Origin of the sequence: Herbaspirillum sp. CF444 (genome assembly GCF_000282135.1) — a bacterium.
Lineage (GTDB): Bacteria > Pseudomonadota > Gammaproteobacteria > Burkholderiales > Burkholderiaceae_D > Herbaspirillum.
Map to the genome: position 1 here is coordinate 1 of NZ_AKJW01000039.1, position 15,015 is coordinate 15,015.

The 15,015-nt window shown below is 61.4% G+C and carries 16 protein-coding genes; 14 read left to right on the forward strand and 2 right to left on the reverse strand.

The genetic code is table 11. From position 1 onward, the window contains the following. The coding region (locus PMI16_RS09080; protein WP_007878727.1) for an aminotransferase-like domain-containing protein at window positions 1–955 on the reverse strand (955 nt) is incomplete at its 3' end. A gap of 104 nt (window positions 956–1,059) precedes the next feature. Between PMI16_RS09080 and gabT the strand changes: the two genes are divergently transcribed. The 8 genes from gabT (at window position 1,060) to PMI16_RS09120 (ending at window position 10,048) form a co-directional block, all read left to right on the forward strand. Continuing rightward, window positions 1,060–2,412: a 4-aminobutyrate--2-oxoglutarate transaminase gene (gene gabT, locus PMI16_RS09085; RefSeq protein ID WP_007878728.1), complete on the forward strand. Its 1,353-nt coding sequence runs from the start codon at window positions 1,060–1,062 to the stop codon at window positions 2,410–2,412. Window positions 2,413–2,461: 49 nt separating this feature from the next. Continuing rightward, window positions 2,462–3,589, forward strand: a complete 1,128-nt coding sequence (locus tag PMI16_RS09090) for an ABC transporter ATP-binding protein (RefSeq protein ID WP_051994618.1) — start codon at window positions 2,462–2,464, stop codon at window positions 3,587–3,589. A gap of 48 nt (window positions 3,590–3,637) precedes the next feature. Then, the gene (locus PMI16_RS09095) at window positions 3,638–4,684 is read left to right on the forward strand and encodes an ABC transporter substrate-binding protein (protein WP_007878730.1); all 1,047 of its coding nucleotides are present in this window, start codon (window positions 3,638–3,640) and stop codon (window positions 4,682–4,684) included. A gap of 137 nt (window positions 4,685–4,821) precedes the next feature. Then, the gene (locus tag PMI16_RS09100) at window positions 4,822–6,135 is read left to right on the forward strand and encodes an ABC transporter permease (RefSeq protein ID WP_034379711.1); all 1,314 of its coding nucleotides are present in this window, start codon (window positions 4,822–4,824) and stop codon (window positions 6,133–6,135) included. 78 nt (window positions 6,136–6,213) lie between these two features. Next, window positions 6,214–7,074, forward strand: a complete 861-nt coding sequence (locus PMI16_RS09105) for an ABC transporter permease (protein ID WP_007878733.1) — start codon at window positions 6,214–6,216, stop codon at window positions 7,072–7,074. 11 nt (window positions 7,075–7,085) lie between these two features. Further along, a complete protein-coding gene (gene gabD / locus PMI16_RS09110; RefSeq protein ID WP_007878734.1) occupies window positions 7,086–8,540 on the forward strand; it encodes an NADP-dependent succinate-semialdehyde dehydrogenase in 1,455 nt (484 codons plus the stop codon). A gap of 203 nt (window positions 8,541–8,743) precedes the next feature. Next, complete coding sequence (locus PMI16_RS09115) at window positions 8,744–9,451, forward strand: VIT1/CCC1 transporter family protein (protein WP_007878735.1); 708 nt, start codon at window positions 8,744–8,746, stop codon at window positions 9,449–9,451. A 78-nt stretch (window positions 9,452–9,529) separates the two neighbouring features. Continuing rightward, window positions 9,530–10,048 (forward strand): cytochrome b, encoded by a 519-nt coding sequence (locus PMI16_RS09120; protein WP_007878736.1) that lies wholly within the window; start codon window positions 9,530–9,532, stop codon window positions 10,046–10,048. Between the two features lie 36 nt (window positions 10,049–10,084). Here the strand turns inward: PMI16_RS09120 and PMI16_RS09125 are convergent, their stop codons facing one another. Further along, window positions 10,085–10,729, reverse strand: a complete 645-nt coding sequence (locus PMI16_RS09125) for a DNA-3-methyladenine glycosylase I (RefSeq protein WP_007878737.1) — start codon at window positions 10,727–10,729, stop codon at window positions 10,085–10,087. 179 nt (window positions 10,730–10,908) lie between these two features. Between PMI16_RS09125 and PMI16_RS09130 the strand changes: the two genes are divergently transcribed. The 6 genes from PMI16_RS09130 to PMI16_RS09155 form a co-directional block, all read left to right on the forward strand. Next, window positions 10,909–11,421, forward strand: coding sequence for a sigma-70 family RNA polymerase sigma factor (locus tag PMI16_RS09130; RefSeq protein WP_007878738.1), 513 nt, complete (start codon window positions 10,909–10,911; stop codon window positions 11,419–11,421). Beyond that, on the forward strand, window positions 11,418–12,185 hold the full coding sequence (locus tag PMI16_RS09135; protein ID WP_007878739.1) for an anti-sigma factor family protein: 768 nt from the start codon (window positions 11,418–11,420) through the stop codon (window positions 12,183–12,185). The genes PMI16_RS09130 and PMI16_RS09135 overlap by 4 nt, the downstream gene beginning before the upstream one ends. A 158-nt stretch (window positions 12,186–12,343) precedes the next feature. After that, window positions 12,344–13,123 (forward strand): alpha/beta fold hydrolase, encoded by a 780-nt coding sequence (locus tag PMI16_RS09140; protein ID WP_007878741.1) that lies wholly within the window; start codon window positions 12,344–12,346, stop codon window positions 13,121–13,123. Window positions 13,124–13,301: 178 nt separating this feature from the next. Next, a complete protein-coding gene (locus PMI16_RS09145; RefSeq protein ID WP_007878743.1) occupies window positions 13,302–14,213 on the forward strand; it encodes an alpha/beta fold hydrolase in 912 nt (303 codons plus the stop codon). 137 nt (window positions 14,214–14,350) lie between these two features. Next, entirely contained in the window at window positions 14,351–14,713 is a 363-nt protein-coding gene (locus PMI16_RS09150) for an ArsR/SmtB family transcription factor (RefSeq protein ID WP_007878744.1), read from the forward strand. Continuing rightward, window positions 14,691–15,015: SRPBCC domain-containing protein (locus tag PMI16_RS09155; RefSeq protein WP_007878745.1), on the forward strand; the 325-nt coding region annotated here is incomplete at its 3' end. The genes PMI16_RS09150 and PMI16_RS09155, both read left to right, overlap by 23 nt.

Sequence of the window (15,015 nt, forward strand, 5' to 3'; positions counted from 1 at the left end):
ACTCGCTGTCGTAGTCGTCTTCGATGATCCAGACTTTGTGGGTGGCGGCGTATTCGAGCAGCATGCGGCGGCGCGACAGGCTCATGACCATGCCGAGCGGATACTGGTGCGACGGCGTGGTGCAGATGAAGCGCGGCGGACGGCGCAGGTTGGCGAGGCGCATGCGCATGCCTTCCTGGTCGACCGGGATCGGCACGGATTCGATGCCGAGCGAATTCAACACGCTGCGCGTGCCCCAGTAGCAAGGGTCTTCGATCCAGGCCGAGTCGCCGTGTTCGCCGAGCAGTTTGACGACGGTGTCCAGCGATTGATGAATGCCGGTGGTGATCAGGACCTGGCTGGCGTTGCAATTGACCGAGCGCGAAATGCGCAGGTATTCGGCGATGGCTTCGCGCAGCGGACCGTAGCCGGCGCCGGGGCCGTAGGTCAGCATCTCCGCCTGCGAGCGGCGCCAGTGCTTGTTTTGCAGGCGACTCCAGACCTTGCTGGGAAACTGCGTCACATCCGGGATGCCGGGCATGAAAGCGCCCCACTGCTTGTCGCTGACGCCGGCCTGGCGCGTGAGCATGGCGCCGCGCGCCGACAGTTCGGATTTGCCGGAAGGATCGGTGAGCGGCACGGTGCGCTCGACGGTTTCGGGGATCTGGTCGGGCGCGGTATCGGCGACGAAGGTGCCGGCGCCGGCACGGCTTTCGAGATAGCCCTCGGCCAGCAGTTGTTCGTAGGCGTAGGTGACCGTGTTGCGCGACGTGCCGAGTTCGCCGGCGAGATCGCGCGACGACGGCAATTGCAGACCGGCAGGCAAAGTCTGGGCGAGGATGGCTTCGCGGATCAATTGATAAATCTGACGATTGACCGGGGCGCGAGGGACCCGTGGGATGCGAGCACCTTCCTGGCTTGCCGGCGCGCGATTGACGCGTGGCAGCAAATAATCGGACAAGGAGGCGATGCGCAAAGTGGCTCCATCAAATATTCAGAATTGGCTCTATATTACAGGTCCATTGCAGATTTAGTATTGCTTCAACCCAGATTTTTCCAAAGCGGATACCGGAGCAAGCAATGACATCCCATGCACTCAAGAGCGTCGCCCCCGTCACAACAATCACATCCGCCATCCCGGCGAACGTCACCTCCAACGCAGATCTGCAAGCCCGCAAGAACGCCGCCACACCGCGCGGCGTCGGCGTGATGTGCGACTTTTATGCCGATCGCGCGCTCAATGCCGAACTGTGGGACGTCGAAGGCCGACGCTACATCGACTTCGCCGCCGGCATCGCCGTATTGAACACCGGCCATCGCCATCCCAAGCTGATGGAGGCGATTCGTGCCCAGATGGAGCGCTTTACTCACACAGCTTACCAGATCGTTCCCTATGCGAGCTACGTCGAGCTGGCCGAACGCATCAACGCCATCACGCCCGGCCAGCACGCCAAGAAGACCGCGCTGTTCAGCACCGGCGCCGAGGCGGTGGAAAACGCCGTCAAGATTGCGCGCGCCGCGACCGGCCGCCCGGCGGTGATCGCCTTCTCCGGCGGCTTTCACGGCCGCACCATGATGGGCATGGCGCTGACCGGCAAGGTGGCGCCTTACAAACTCGGTTTCGGCCCCTTCCCCGGCGAGGTATATCACGCGCCCTTCCCGACTGCGCTGCATGGCGTGAGCAGCGAAGACGCGCTGGCGGCCGTCAACGGCTTGTTCAAGAGCGACGTCGAAGCGAAACGCGTGGCGGCCATCATCCTGGAACCGGTGCAAGGCGAAGGCGGCTTCTATGCGGCGCCGGCGGAGTTCATGCGCGGTTTGCGCAAAATCTGCGACGAGCACGGCATCCTGCTGATCGCCGATGAAGTGCAGACCGGTTTTGCGCGTACCGGTAAATTATTTGCCATGGAACATTACGACGTCCTGCCCGACCTGATGACGATGGCCAAGAGCCTGGCCGGCGGCATGCCGCTGGCGGCGGTATGCGGCCGCGCCGAGGTGATGGATGCGCCGGCGCCGGGAGGACTCGGCGGCACTTATGCGGGCAATCCGCTGGCGGTTGCATCGGCGTTGGCGGTGCTGGACGTGATCGAGGAAGAACACCTGGTGGCGCGCGGCGCCCGCCTGGGCGCGGCGCTGAAGGATTTCCTGATCGGCCTGGGCTCCGGCATTGCGGCCATCGGCGAGGTGCGCGGTCTCGGCGCGATGGTCGCGGTGGAATTCGTCCATCCCGGCACCGACAAGCCGGATACGGAATTCGCCAAGCGCGTGCAGAACCATGCCTTGAAAAACGGTCTGCTGCTGCTGACCTGCGGCAGCTACGGCAACGTGATTCGCTTCTTGTTTCCGCTGACGATTCCGGATACCGTCATGGACGAAGCGCTGGTCATTCTGGGGAAGGCGATCTTCGACGCCAACGACGCCCAAGCCTGAGCCGGCATTCCGTTCAGCGTTCATTCCAAGACATCACGAAAGAGCAAGCATGAGAACAAATGCAATGGAGACGGCGCCGCAGCAAGTGAAGCCGGCTGACACGCTGGTGCAGTTCTGCGGCGTGAAAAAGACTTACGACGGTGAAAACCTGATCGTCAAGAATCTCGACCTGGAGATTCGCCGCGGCGAGTTCCTGACCTTGCTGGGACCGTCCGGCTCGGGCAAGACCACCTGCCTGATGATGCTGGCCGGCTTCGAATATCCGACCAGCGGCGAAATCCGCCTGGACGGCCAACTGCTCAACCGCGTGCCGCCGCACAAGCGCAACATCGGCATGGTGTTCCAGAACTATGCGCTGTTCCCGCACATGACGATTGCACAAAACGTCGCCTATCCGCTGTCGGTGCGCAAGATGGACAGCGTCACCCGCGCCGCCAAGGTCAAGCAGGCGCTGGACATGGTGCAAATGGGCAAGTTCGGCGATCGTTATCCGACGCAATTATCGGGCGGCCAGCAGCAGCGCGTTGCCCTGGCGCGCACGCTGGTGTTCGACCCTCAACTGGTGTTGATGGACGAACCGCTGGGCGCGCTCGACAAGCAATTGCGCGAGCACATGCAACTGGAGCTCAAGGCCTTGCACAAGCGCCTGGGCGTGACCTTTGTCTACGTCACGCACGACCAGAGCGAAGCGTTGACCATGTCCGACCGCGTCGCCGTGTTCGATCAGGGCGTGATCCAGCAACTGGCGCCGGTGGAAGATCTGTACGAATTCCCGGAAAACCAGTTCGTCGCCAGCTTCATCGGCGACAACAACCGTTTCAAGGCCGGCGTTGAAGCCGTCGACGGCGAACGCTGCACGATTCGCCTGCCGGACGGCGCCACGCTCACCGGCCTGAACGTGCATCGCGCGCAAACCGGACAAAGCGTGATCGCCTGCGTACGTCCGGAGCGCATCCGCTTGCAGCCCTTGTCCGGACAAGATGGCGGCAATCTGATCAAGGCCAGTGTCGCCGGCCTGATCTATTTCGGCGATCACGTGCGCGTGCGCTGCGTCGTCAGCGGGCAGGACGATTGCTTCGTCAAGCTGTCGCTGAGCGATCCGGCGCTGGCTGATCTCGCCGAAGGCAGCAACGTCGGACTGCTCATTGCGGCGGAACGCCTGCGCGTGTTTGCCTGATTTTTCGTTTTCATTTCATCACCAAGAACCACAACCAAAGAGGAACACATGAAACGCCACACTCTCGCTCTGCTCTCCCCGCTCGCCTTAGGTCTGCTGTTCTCGGCCGGTATCAGCCAGGCGGCTGAACTGACCGTGGTCAATTTTGGCGGCGCCAATGCCAATGCGCAGAAGGTCGCCTATGTGGAACCGTTCCAGAAAAGCACCGGCACCAAGGTCGTCACCGCCGAGTTCAACGGCGAACTGGCCAAGGTCAAGGCCATGGTCGAAGCCAAGAAAGTCACTTGGGACGTGGTGGAGATCGACGGCGGCGACCTGGCTCGCGCCTGTGAAGACGGCCTGATCGAAAAGCTCGATCTGGTCAAGACCATCAAGAAAGACGATTACATCCCTGAATCGTTGAACAGCGAATGCGGCATGGGCGCCTTCGTCTGGTCGACCGTGCTGGCTTACAACGGCGACAAGCTCAAGACCGCACCGCAGGGCTGGGCCGATTTCTGGGACGTCAAGAAATTCCCCGGCAAGCGCGCCATGAAAAAAGGCGCCCAGTACACGCTGGAGTTCGCGCTGATGGCCGACGGCGTGCCGACCAAGGATGTCTACAAGGTGCTGAGCTCCAAGGGCGGCGTCGATCGCGCCTTCAAGAAGCTCGACCAGCTCAAGCCGAACATCCAGTGGTGGGAAGCAGGTGCATTGCCGGCGCAGTTCCTGGTGTCCGGCGACGTCGTGATGTCGACCGCCTTCAACGGTCGCATCGATGCCGCACAACGTGAAGGCAAAAACCTCAAGGTGGTCTGGGCCGGCAGCGTCTATACGCTGGATTACTGGGTGATCCCCAAGGGTTCGCCGAACAAGGCGCTGGGCGAGAAGTTCATCACCTTTGCGACCAATGCCGAGAACCAGAAGGTCTATGCCAACAACATCGCTTACGGCCCGGTGAACAAGAACACGCTGAAACTGCTCGACGCGAAGACGCTGTCCAACCTGCCGACTTCCACGACCAACGCCAAGGATGCCATCCAGTTGAGCCAGCAATTCTGGACCGACCACGGCGAAGAACTGGAACAACGCTTTGCAGCCTGGGTTGCCAAATAAGGCCAATTAAGGCTGGCTCCGCCGGCTAGTCACCCAGCAAGGATGCCGCAGGCAGCAGTTGCAGCGCAGTTCGCTCCGACTGTTGCCTGCGCATCCGGTCATCCATTGTCAGGCAGCATTCAGAATCAAGAGTCACGATGAATACTCTCGCCACCAGTCCGAGCGCAGTCATGCCCATCGCCACCGAAGCCGAAGTCAACGCCGAGCCGACGCCGCAGCAACTCAAACGCGACCTGCGCGCCGCGGAAACGCGCAAGCGTCTCGCGGCGCTGATGCTGATTGCGCCGCTGGCGATCTTCCTGCTGATGACCTTCGTCGCGCCGATCGTGGTGTTGCTGGTGCGCGCGGTGGAAAATCCCGAGATCGCATCGACGCTGCCGCATACGGTCGCCGCACTGGCCAAATGGGATCGCAAGAGCCCGCCGCCCGATCAGGCTTATGCCGCGCTGGCGACGGATCTGCTCAAGGCCAGACAGGACAGCACCGCCGGCCCTCTGGCGCGGCGCATCAATACCGAACTTTCCGGCGCGCGTTCGCTGGTCATGGGCACCGCCCGCGCCTTGCCGCTGCACGATGCCGACGGCAAGGAGTTGCAAGCTTCGCAACCCGCGCAGATCAAGGAAGCCATGATCGCGCTGAACCCGCAATGGGCCGAACTCGATAGCTGGCAGGTGATTGCCCGCAACGGTTCGATCTATTCTCCCTATTACCTGCTGGCATCGCTGGACCTCAAGCAAAACGCCGTCGGCGATATCATCCAGGCCGATCCGGAAGCCTCCATCTATCGCTCCATCTTCGGCCGCACCTTGTGGATGAGCGCGATGGTGACCTTGTTCACGCTGCTGCTGGCGTATCCGCTGGCCTACTGGCTCTCGACCATGTCGGAGCGGCGCGCCAATCTGCTCATGATCCTGGTGCTGATCCCGTTCTGGACCTCGATCCTGGTGCGCGTGGCGGCCTGGATCGTGCTGCTGCAATCGGAAGGCTTGGTCAACTCGGCCCTGATGCTGAGCGGCCTGACGCAGGCGCCGCTGGAGCTGGTGTTCAACCGCGTCGGCGTGTACATCTCGATGACGCACATCCTGCTGCCATTCATGATCCTGCCGCTCTACAGCGTCATGAAGTCGGTGCCGCCGACCTACCTCAAGGCCGCCATTTCGCTGGGCAGCCATCCGTTTGCCGCGTTCTGGCGCGTGTACGTGCCGCAAACCTATCCCGGCATCGGCGCGGGCGTGCTGCTGGTGTTCATCATGGCGGGCGGCTACTACATCACGCCGGCCTTGCTGGGCGGCCCGAACGAACAAATGGTCAGTTACTTCATCGCCTATTTCATCAACACCACGATCAACTGGGGCATGGCCTGCGCGCTGGGCGGATTGCTGCTGACGGGAACGCTGATCCTGTACGGCGTCTACCGCCGCTTCGCCAAGATCGACGTCGGCATTGCTTAAACAATTGCCTTCGGTCTTGCCACATCGTCATGCAACTTAACGTGCTCAACCACATCACACCGGATATCGGATAACGCCATGATCAACATGTCATCACTGCGGGTCTCCTCACTTTTGCCGGCCTTTCCGCCCTACATGTCGCTGCCGGAGCGCGCGTGGTTCTTCGTCTCGCGCAGCCTGAATGTGCTGATCCTGGTATTCCTGATCCTGCCGATTCTGGTGATGATTCCGCTGTCGTTCAGCGACAGCAGCTTCCTCATGTATCCGATCAAGGGTTTCTCGCTGCGCTGGTACCAGAACCTGTTCGAGTCCGATGAATGGATGCGCGCCGCCCGCAACAGCTTCATCGTCGCACCCGCTGCCACGGTGATTGCAACCGTGCTCGGCACGCTGGCCGCAGTGGGCCTGAACAAGGCTGACTTCCGCGGCAAGGGCATCCTGATGGCGATCCTGATTTCGCCGATGATCGTGCCGGTGGTGGTGGTCGGCGTCGGCGTGTATCTGTTCTTTGCACAAATCGGCCTGTCGGACGGCTATACCGGCCTGATCCTGGCGCACGCGGCGCTGGGTGCGCCGTTTGTCGTCACCACCGTGCTGGCGACGCTGCAGGGCTTCAATCACAACCTGGTGCGCGCCAGCCTGAGCCTGGGCGCCAGCCCGCTGCGCACCTTCTTCCGCATTACCTTGCCGGTGATTGCGCCGGGACTGATTTCGGGCGCGCTGTTCGCCTTCACCACCTCATTCGACGAAGTCGTGCTGACGCTGTTCGTCGCCGGCCCCAACCAGGCCACCTTGCCGCGCCAGATGTTCGCCGGCATCAAGGACAACATCAGCCCCACCATCGCTGCGCTGGCGACCATCCTGATCATTTTCTCCACCTGTCTGTTGCTGGTGCTGGAATGGCTGCGTGGGCGCAATAAAGCGGCAGCCAAATTTTAAGGACGAGATCCATGTTGCAACTCAAAGACCCCACCCTGTTCCGTCAGCAGGCTTACATCAACGGCACCTGGTGCAATGCCGACAACGGCGGCACGCATGACGTGAGCAACCCGGCCACCGGCGAAAAGATCGGCACCATCCCCGACATGGGCGCCGCCGAGACGCGCCGCGCCATCGAAGCCGCACAGGCCGCCTGGGCCGGCTGGCGCAAGAAAACCGCCAAGGAGCGCAGCGTCATCTTGCGCAAATGGAACGACCTCATGCTGGCCAACGCCGACGACCTGGCGCTGATCATGACCGTCGAACAAGGCAAGCCGCTGGCCGAAGCCAAAGGCGAGATCGCCTATGCCGCCTCCTTCATCGAATGGTTCGGCGAAGAAGCCAAGCGCACTTACGGCGACACCATTCCTTCGCCGTCGCCGACCAGCCGCATCGTCGTCACCAAGGAGCCGATCGGCGTCTGCGCGGCGATCACGCCGTGGAATTTCCCGGCTGCCATGATCACGCGCAAGGCAGGACCGGCGCTGGCCGCCGGTTGCCCGATGGTGCTCAAGCCCGCCGAAGCGACGCCGTTTTCGGCACTCGCCCTGGCCGTGCTGGCCGAGCGCGCAGGCGTGCCTGCCGGTGTGTTCAGCGTCGTGACCGGTTCGGCCAAACTGATCGGCGGCGAAATGACCAGCAATCCCATCGTGCGCAAGCTGAGCTTCACCGGCTCCACGGCGATCGGCAAGCTGCTGATGGAGCAATGCGCCTCCAGCGTCAAGAAACTGTCGCTGGAACTGGGCGGCAATGCGCCCTTCATTGTGTTCGACGACGCCGACCTGGACGCCGCCGTCGAAGGCGCGATCGCCTCCAAGTTCCGCAACGCCGGCCAGACCTGCGTCTGCGCCAATCGGATCTACGTGCAGGACGGCGTATACGATGCCTTCGCCGAAAAGCTGGTGGCGGCCGTCGGCAAGCTGAAGGTCGGCAACGGCCTGGAAAACGGCGTCACGCAAGGCCCGCTGATCGATGACAAAGCCGTCAGGAAAGTCGAGCAGCACATCGCCGACGCCCGCGACAAAGGCGGCCGCGTCCTGACCGGCGGCAAACGCCACGCGCTCGGCCACAGCTTCTTCGAACCGACCGTGATTGCCGACGTGACGTCGCAGATGATCATTGCGAAGGAAGAAACCTTCGGCCCGATGGCGCCGCTGTTCCGCTTCAAGACCGATGAAGAAGCGATCGCCATGGCCAACGACACCGAGTTCGGCCTGGCTGCCTATTTCTACTCGCGCGATATCGGCCGCATCTGGCGCGTCGCCGAAGGTCTGGAGAGCGGCATGGTCGGCATCAATACCGGTTTGATTTCCAACGAGGTCGCGCCATTCGGCGGCGTCAAGCAATCCGGCCTGGGACGCGAAGGATCGCATTACGGCATCGACGATTATCTGGTCATCAAGTACCTGTGCATGGGCGGGATCTGAGCCTTAGTTAAGCTGTGTCCATGGAGTTCATCGCCCGTTCCGGCGAGTTGTACGCCATCGTTTTCGACCGGAACCAGCCGCGTGTTCCGACGCTATCGATCTCAAATAATAATACGTCTCACAACAATTCAGGTCACCCGTGATGGCTATTCAGCGGTCTGCTTACTACAATCGCAGTCACGCCACTTCCCGTCTGAATCTGTATGAGTCACGTCCTTTCCAAGCGCCATTCCGAACGGCATCGCATTGATGCCATAGGATGGTTGCGCGCAGCCGTACTCGGCGCCAATGACGGCATTGTTTCCACCGCCAGTCTATTGCTTGGCGTGACGGCGGCCCAAATCGCGCACGAAAGCATAGTATTGACCGGCATCGCCGGCCTGGTCGCCGGGGCGATGTCGATGGCCACCGGCGAATACGTTTCCGTGCACTCTCAAGCCGATGGTGAAAAGGCGGCGCTGGAGCAGGAGCGCGCTGAGATCGACTCGGACTTTCACGGCGAACAGCGCGAGCTGACCGCCATTTACATGCGGCGCGGCCTCGACCATCAGATGGCCAGCCTGGTTGCGGAGAAACTCATGGCGCATGATGCGCTTGGTGCACATGCCCGCGACGAGCTTGGCATCTCGGAAATGACCATGGCCAATCCCTTGCAAGCGGCGCTGGTTTCAGCTCTCAGTTTTGCTGTCGGCGCTGCGTTGCCCTTGGGCGTCGTCTTGCTCGCGCCGGCGGCGATGCTCATGCCTGCCATCGTGATCTCGGCGTTGTGTTCGCTGGCCTTTTTGGGCGGCGTGGCGGCAAAGACAGCTGGCGCCAAAATATCGGATGGCGTGATTCGCGTCACCTTCTGGAGTTCGCTCGCCATGACCGCAACGACCGGCATAGGGAGCTTGTTCGGTGCAGTGATTTAACCTCGTTTCCTCCCTGCCAATGAAGTACGCTTGCGTTCCGATCGGCCTTTTTTGCCCCCAACCAACGGCCCCTTCCCCATGAAAAAATATCATCCAGCCTCGGTGTTCTTGCATTGGTTCATCTTTTTACTTTTCGTCGTCGCGCTGGCGGCGATCGAACTTCGCGGCGAAGTCCCCAAAGGCGAACCCTTGCGGGCAACGCTCAAGACGGTGCATATGATGGCGGGCCAACTGGTCTTGCTGTTTGTACTGTTCCGCGTGGCGGCGCGCTGGCGATTCGGCGTGCCGGCGGAACTCGACGCTCCGCAATGGCAGACCCGCGCCGCCGGGATGATGCATCTCTTGCTGTATCTGGTCATGTTTGCGCTACCGGTCACCGGCATTCTCTTTACGCAGGCCGAAGGCAAGGACGTGATGTTTTTCAGTCTGGCGTTGCCGCGTTTGATCGGCTCGAATCCAGGGCTGTCCCATACGATCAAGGACATCCACGAATTGATCGGCAACGCCATGTACTACCTGGTCGGACTGCATGCAGCCGGTGCGCTGTGGCATCATTTCGTACGCCGCGACCACATCTTCCAGCGCATGAAGTTCTGAGAACCCGTTTGCGAAATGGCGGCGAAGTCTTGAACGCTATTGCACGGGCCGCTTGAATGCCTTGCGCGCAGTCTCAATACGTTCGCGGCAAATGCATCCTGTCAGATGGTCGTTGACTAATCCCATCGCCTGCATGAAGGCATAGATAGTGGTCGGACCGACATAGCTCCAGCCGCGCTGCTTGAGTGCCCTGGATAAGGCGATCGAAGCTTCCGATGTGGGATGGGCCTGCCAGAAGTCCAGCGTCACCACCTTCGGACGATCTTTGGCGGCCGGTTCGAACTGCCAGAACCAGGCCGCCAGCGAGCCGGCTTCTTCGATCAGCTCGATCGCCCGTTGCGCGTTGTTGATGACGGAGACGATCTTGGCGCGGTTGCGCACGATGCCGGCGTCGGCCATCAGGCGCGCGATATCGTCGTCGCCGTAGCGCGCCACCCGGTGGAAGTCGAAACCGTCGAAGGCGGCGCGGAAGTTTTCGCGCTTGCGCAGGATGGTGATCCACGCCATGCCCGATTGAAATCCTTCCAGGCAGATCTTCTCGAACAGGCGAACGTCGTCCGCCACCGGCCGGCCCCATTCGCTGCCATGATATTCGGGCATGGCGGCGTGCCAGGCGCAGTAGACGACGCCGTCTTCTGCGGTCATCAGCCCGGGAGCGGTCTCGGTGTTTTGTTTTGTCATGATGGCAATGGGAGCAGGTGCGCTTTCAACCCGCTATGATGCGTCAAAGCAAGCCGGTGCGCTTGCCGCATCTTGCTTTTGTATTCCAGGGAAAAATAATTGCATCCGGCGGGAATAAGCCTCCTGGCCGTTCGTCTTACTGTGCATGAACGATATCACTACCCGGACGACCGATTGCCATGAATAAAGATTTCAGCGACGACGATTTGCGCGAACTGCTGCCCCGGCTGCGGCGCTTCGCGCTGTCGCTGACCCGCCATGAAAACAGCGCCGACGACCTGGTGCAGTCCTGCCTGGAACGGGCGCTGTCGCGCAGCGACCGTCGTCGCGACGACGGCGATTTGCGCGCGTGGATGTTTCAGATCATGTATCGCCAGTTCCTCGACGGCCAGCGCCGCGCCAAGCGTTATGCAGGTTTGCTGTCGCTGTTCGGCCGTACCGAAGAAGACCTTGCTCCCTCCGCCGAAGACGTCGCCATGTCGCGCTCGGCCTTGCAGGATTTCAGCAAACTGCCGGCGGAACAACGCGCCTTGCTGTTGCTGGTGTCGGTCGAAGGGCTCAGTTACCAGGAAGTTGCCGACGCCATGGACATCCCCATCGGCACCGTGATGTCGCGCCTGTCGCGTGCACGCAAGGCATTGCGCGCGCTCAATGACGGCCAGGCCAATCCTTCTTTGCGGATCCTCAAATGAATACTTTCTCTCCTTCCGAACAGGACCTGCACGCCTACGTCGACGGCCAGCTGGACGAAGCAATGCGCCGCCAGATCGATGCTTATCTGGCAAGCCATCCCGATGCCGCGCGCGAAGTCGAACAACTGCGCCTGGACAATCAACGCCTGCGCACCGCGCTGGAAAATATTCCCGCCGCGCCGGTTCCGCCGCGCCTGGATCCTTTTCGCATCCGCCGCGAACTGCGCGCGCGTTCGCAGCGCCGCATGGCGATCGCCGCTTCGCTGGTGCTGACGCTGAGCCTGGGCACGCTGGGCGGCTGGCAACTGCGCGACATGTCGATGCGCAAGACTTACCTGCCGATGGCCGATGCAACGCAGGCCTACCGTCTGTTTGCGACCAGCGACATGGCGCAGAAGGTCGACATGAAGACCAGCGAACCGGATCAGTTGCAAGGCTGGCTCAACCGGCATTTCGTCCAGGCGGCGCCGATGCCGGACTTCAGCGCCTATGGTTTCAAACCGGTCGGCGGCCGCCTGATGGCCAGCGACAAAGGTGCGGCAGCGATGGTGCTGTACCAGAACGATGCCGGACAGGCCATCGTGTACTACGTCCGGCCGCCGGGCGAGCTGTTCAACTTCGGCGCCGGCAATCGCCGGGACGGCAATCTGCTGACGCAATACTGGCGGCAGGGACGCTACTTCTACGCCGTCGTCAGCCCGTCCGACACGCCGTCCACGCTGCCGGTGCAAAGGGCCGTCGAGCCCAACCGGCCGCAGTCATGACGTAATTTGGATGTAATCCCGACTTACCCCTCGCCGTAAGAAAACAACCGCTGATCGGAGCGGATGGAGTCGTGCGCCCTGCGCATTTGTATCTGCATGAATTCGCCGATCACAGCATTTCCCTTTTTACTCACTGATTCAGACAAGGAACCACTGCCATGCTCAATAAACGCTCATTCATGAAATCCACCATCGCCGGTGTCGCCGCCCTGCTCCTGAGCCATGCCGCCTTCGCCGAAGACGTCGCCAAACCTGCGCCGGTCAAGAACGTCGTGTTGGTGCACGGCGCCTATGCCGACGGTTCGTGCTGGTCGGAAGTGATCGAACGCCTGCAAAAAGCCGGCCTGCACGTGACCGCCGTACAGAACCCGCTGTCCTCGCTGGCCGACGACGTCGAGGCGACCCGCCGCATCTTGGCGCTGCAGGACGGCCCGACCATCCTCGTCGGCCACTCGTGGGCCGGCACCGTCATCAGTGAAGCCGGCACCGATCCCAAGGTTGCCGGTCTGGTCTATGTCGCCGCGCGCGCTCCCGATGCCGGTGAAGACTATGGCGCACTGGCCGGCAAATTTCCGACGCCGCCGGCCAGCGCCGGCCTGATCAAGTCCGGCGGTTTTGCCCAACTGAGCGAAGAAGCCTTCCTGCGCGACTTCGCCGGCGACATCAATCCGGTCAAAGCCAAGGTCATGTACGCCGAACAAGGCCGCATTTCCGACACGCTGTTCGCCTCGCGCACCACGCAGGCGGCATGGCGCAGCAAGCCGACCTGGTATGCCGTTTCCACCAACGACCGCACCACGTCGCCGCAGCTGGAACGCTTCCTCGCGCAACGCATGAAAGCCAGGACCATCGAGATCGCGTCCAGCCATCTGTCGATGCTGTCGCATCCGGATGAAATCGCCAACCTGATCCTGGAAGCTGCCGGACAAGCGCACTGATGCGAATCTAGTCATCAAAATGTCATCAGGCGGTAACGTACGGGCACGGATTATTGATTTTTTTTATCGTCTTTGCCGTCCTGATCGAATCTTCGAAAAATACGTGCGCCAGTCGGGCGATGTGTGACAGTATCCGTCATCAGGTCAACCGGCCTGAACAACGAACGGGGGTTCAGAAATGCGAAAAATAGTTGCTCTGCTGCTCGTACTTGCCTCTCTCCATTCCCTCCCCGCCTGGGCGGCCGGTTTTGCCTTCCCATCTGGTTTTAAAACACACACCATCACGACCAACGGCGCGCGCATTCACGTCCGGGTCGGCGGCCAGGGGCCGGCGGTCGTGATGCTGCACGGTTATGGCGAAACCGGCGACATGTGGGCGCCGCTCGCAGCCAAACTGGCGGCCACTCACACGGTGATCGTGCCGGATCTGCGCGGCATGGGGCTGTCCGACCATCCCGCAACCGGCTATGACAAGAAGAACGAAGCACGCGACATTGCCGGCGTATTGGACACGCTCAAGATCGGCAAGGTCGACGTGGTTGCGCACGACATCGGCAACATGGTCGCCTACGCCTTCACGGCAGAACAGCCTGAGCGCGTCACCAGGCTGGTGCTGATGGATGCGCCGCTACCCGGTGTCGGCCCATGGGATGAGATCTTGAAGAGCCCGCTGCTCTGGCATTTCCGTTTCGGCGGTCCTGACATGGAGCGGCTGGTGAAAGGCCGCGAGCGCATTTACCTCGATCGTTTCTGGAATGAGTTCTCCGCCGATCCCAAGCATTTCGACGAAGCGTCCCGTCGTCATTACGCGAAGTTCTATGCGCTGCCGGGCGCGATGCATTCCGGCTTTGAACAATTCCATGCCTTCGATCAGGATGCCGTCGACAACAAGGCTTATCTCGCCAAGGGACCGTTGCCGATGCCTGTGCTGGCCATCGGCGGCGAGAAATCATTTGGAACAACGATGGAGACAGTGGCGCGTGCGGCAGCAACAAATGTTCGCGGCGCCGTCGTTCCCAACGCGGGTCATTGGCTGATGGAAGAGCAGCCGCAGGCGACCGTCGCGGTCATTGCTGATTTTCTTCAATAGCGATAGCGGGCCGCATCAATCGTCCGGAAAAAACGGCTTGCAGCAATGCAGGCCGTTTCTACATCTTGCTCAGGTCTTTCAACATCCCGTCACTTCCCTCTTGCATCAGCTCAAGATATACGCCTATACTTAGCCATATGGCTAACTATACTGTTACGGTAAGCGAAGTATTCCAGGCGCTGGCCGATCCTACGCGTTGCGCAATCGTCAGCGCACTGGTCGGCGGCGCGCAGACGGTATCCAGGCTGGCGGAGCCATTCGATATGGCGCTGCCCTCCTTCCTGAAGCACCTGACGATACTTGAGCGCAGCGGTCTCATCCGCACCAGCAAGCTCGGGCGCACGCGCACCTGCGAGCTGGTGCCGGCGCGGCTGTCGCAGGCCGAGCAGTGGATAGCCGAGCAACGCGCCGTATGGGAATCGAGATCGGACCGCATGGTCGACTTCGTCGAACGTCTTCATCAGGAGGAGCAGATTCATGACAGCAAACGACGTAAATAAAGCAGCAAACAAAGCAACAGACAACGCCAAGCCCGACGACCTCGTTATTTCCCGCGGGCTGCGCGCGCCACGGTCCGCCCTCTGGCGCGCCTGGTCCGAGCCCGAACTGCTTAAACAATGGTGGTGCCCGAAACCCTGGACCACCGAGGTGCGCGCCTTCGATTTGCGTGCAGGCGGCGCTTTCCACACTTTCATGCAAGGACCGGACGGCGGCGCCAGCGACAATCCCGGCTGCTTTCTCGAGGTCGTGCCGCAGTCGCGCCTGGTGTTCACCTCGATGCTCACCGGCGGCTGGCGCCCCG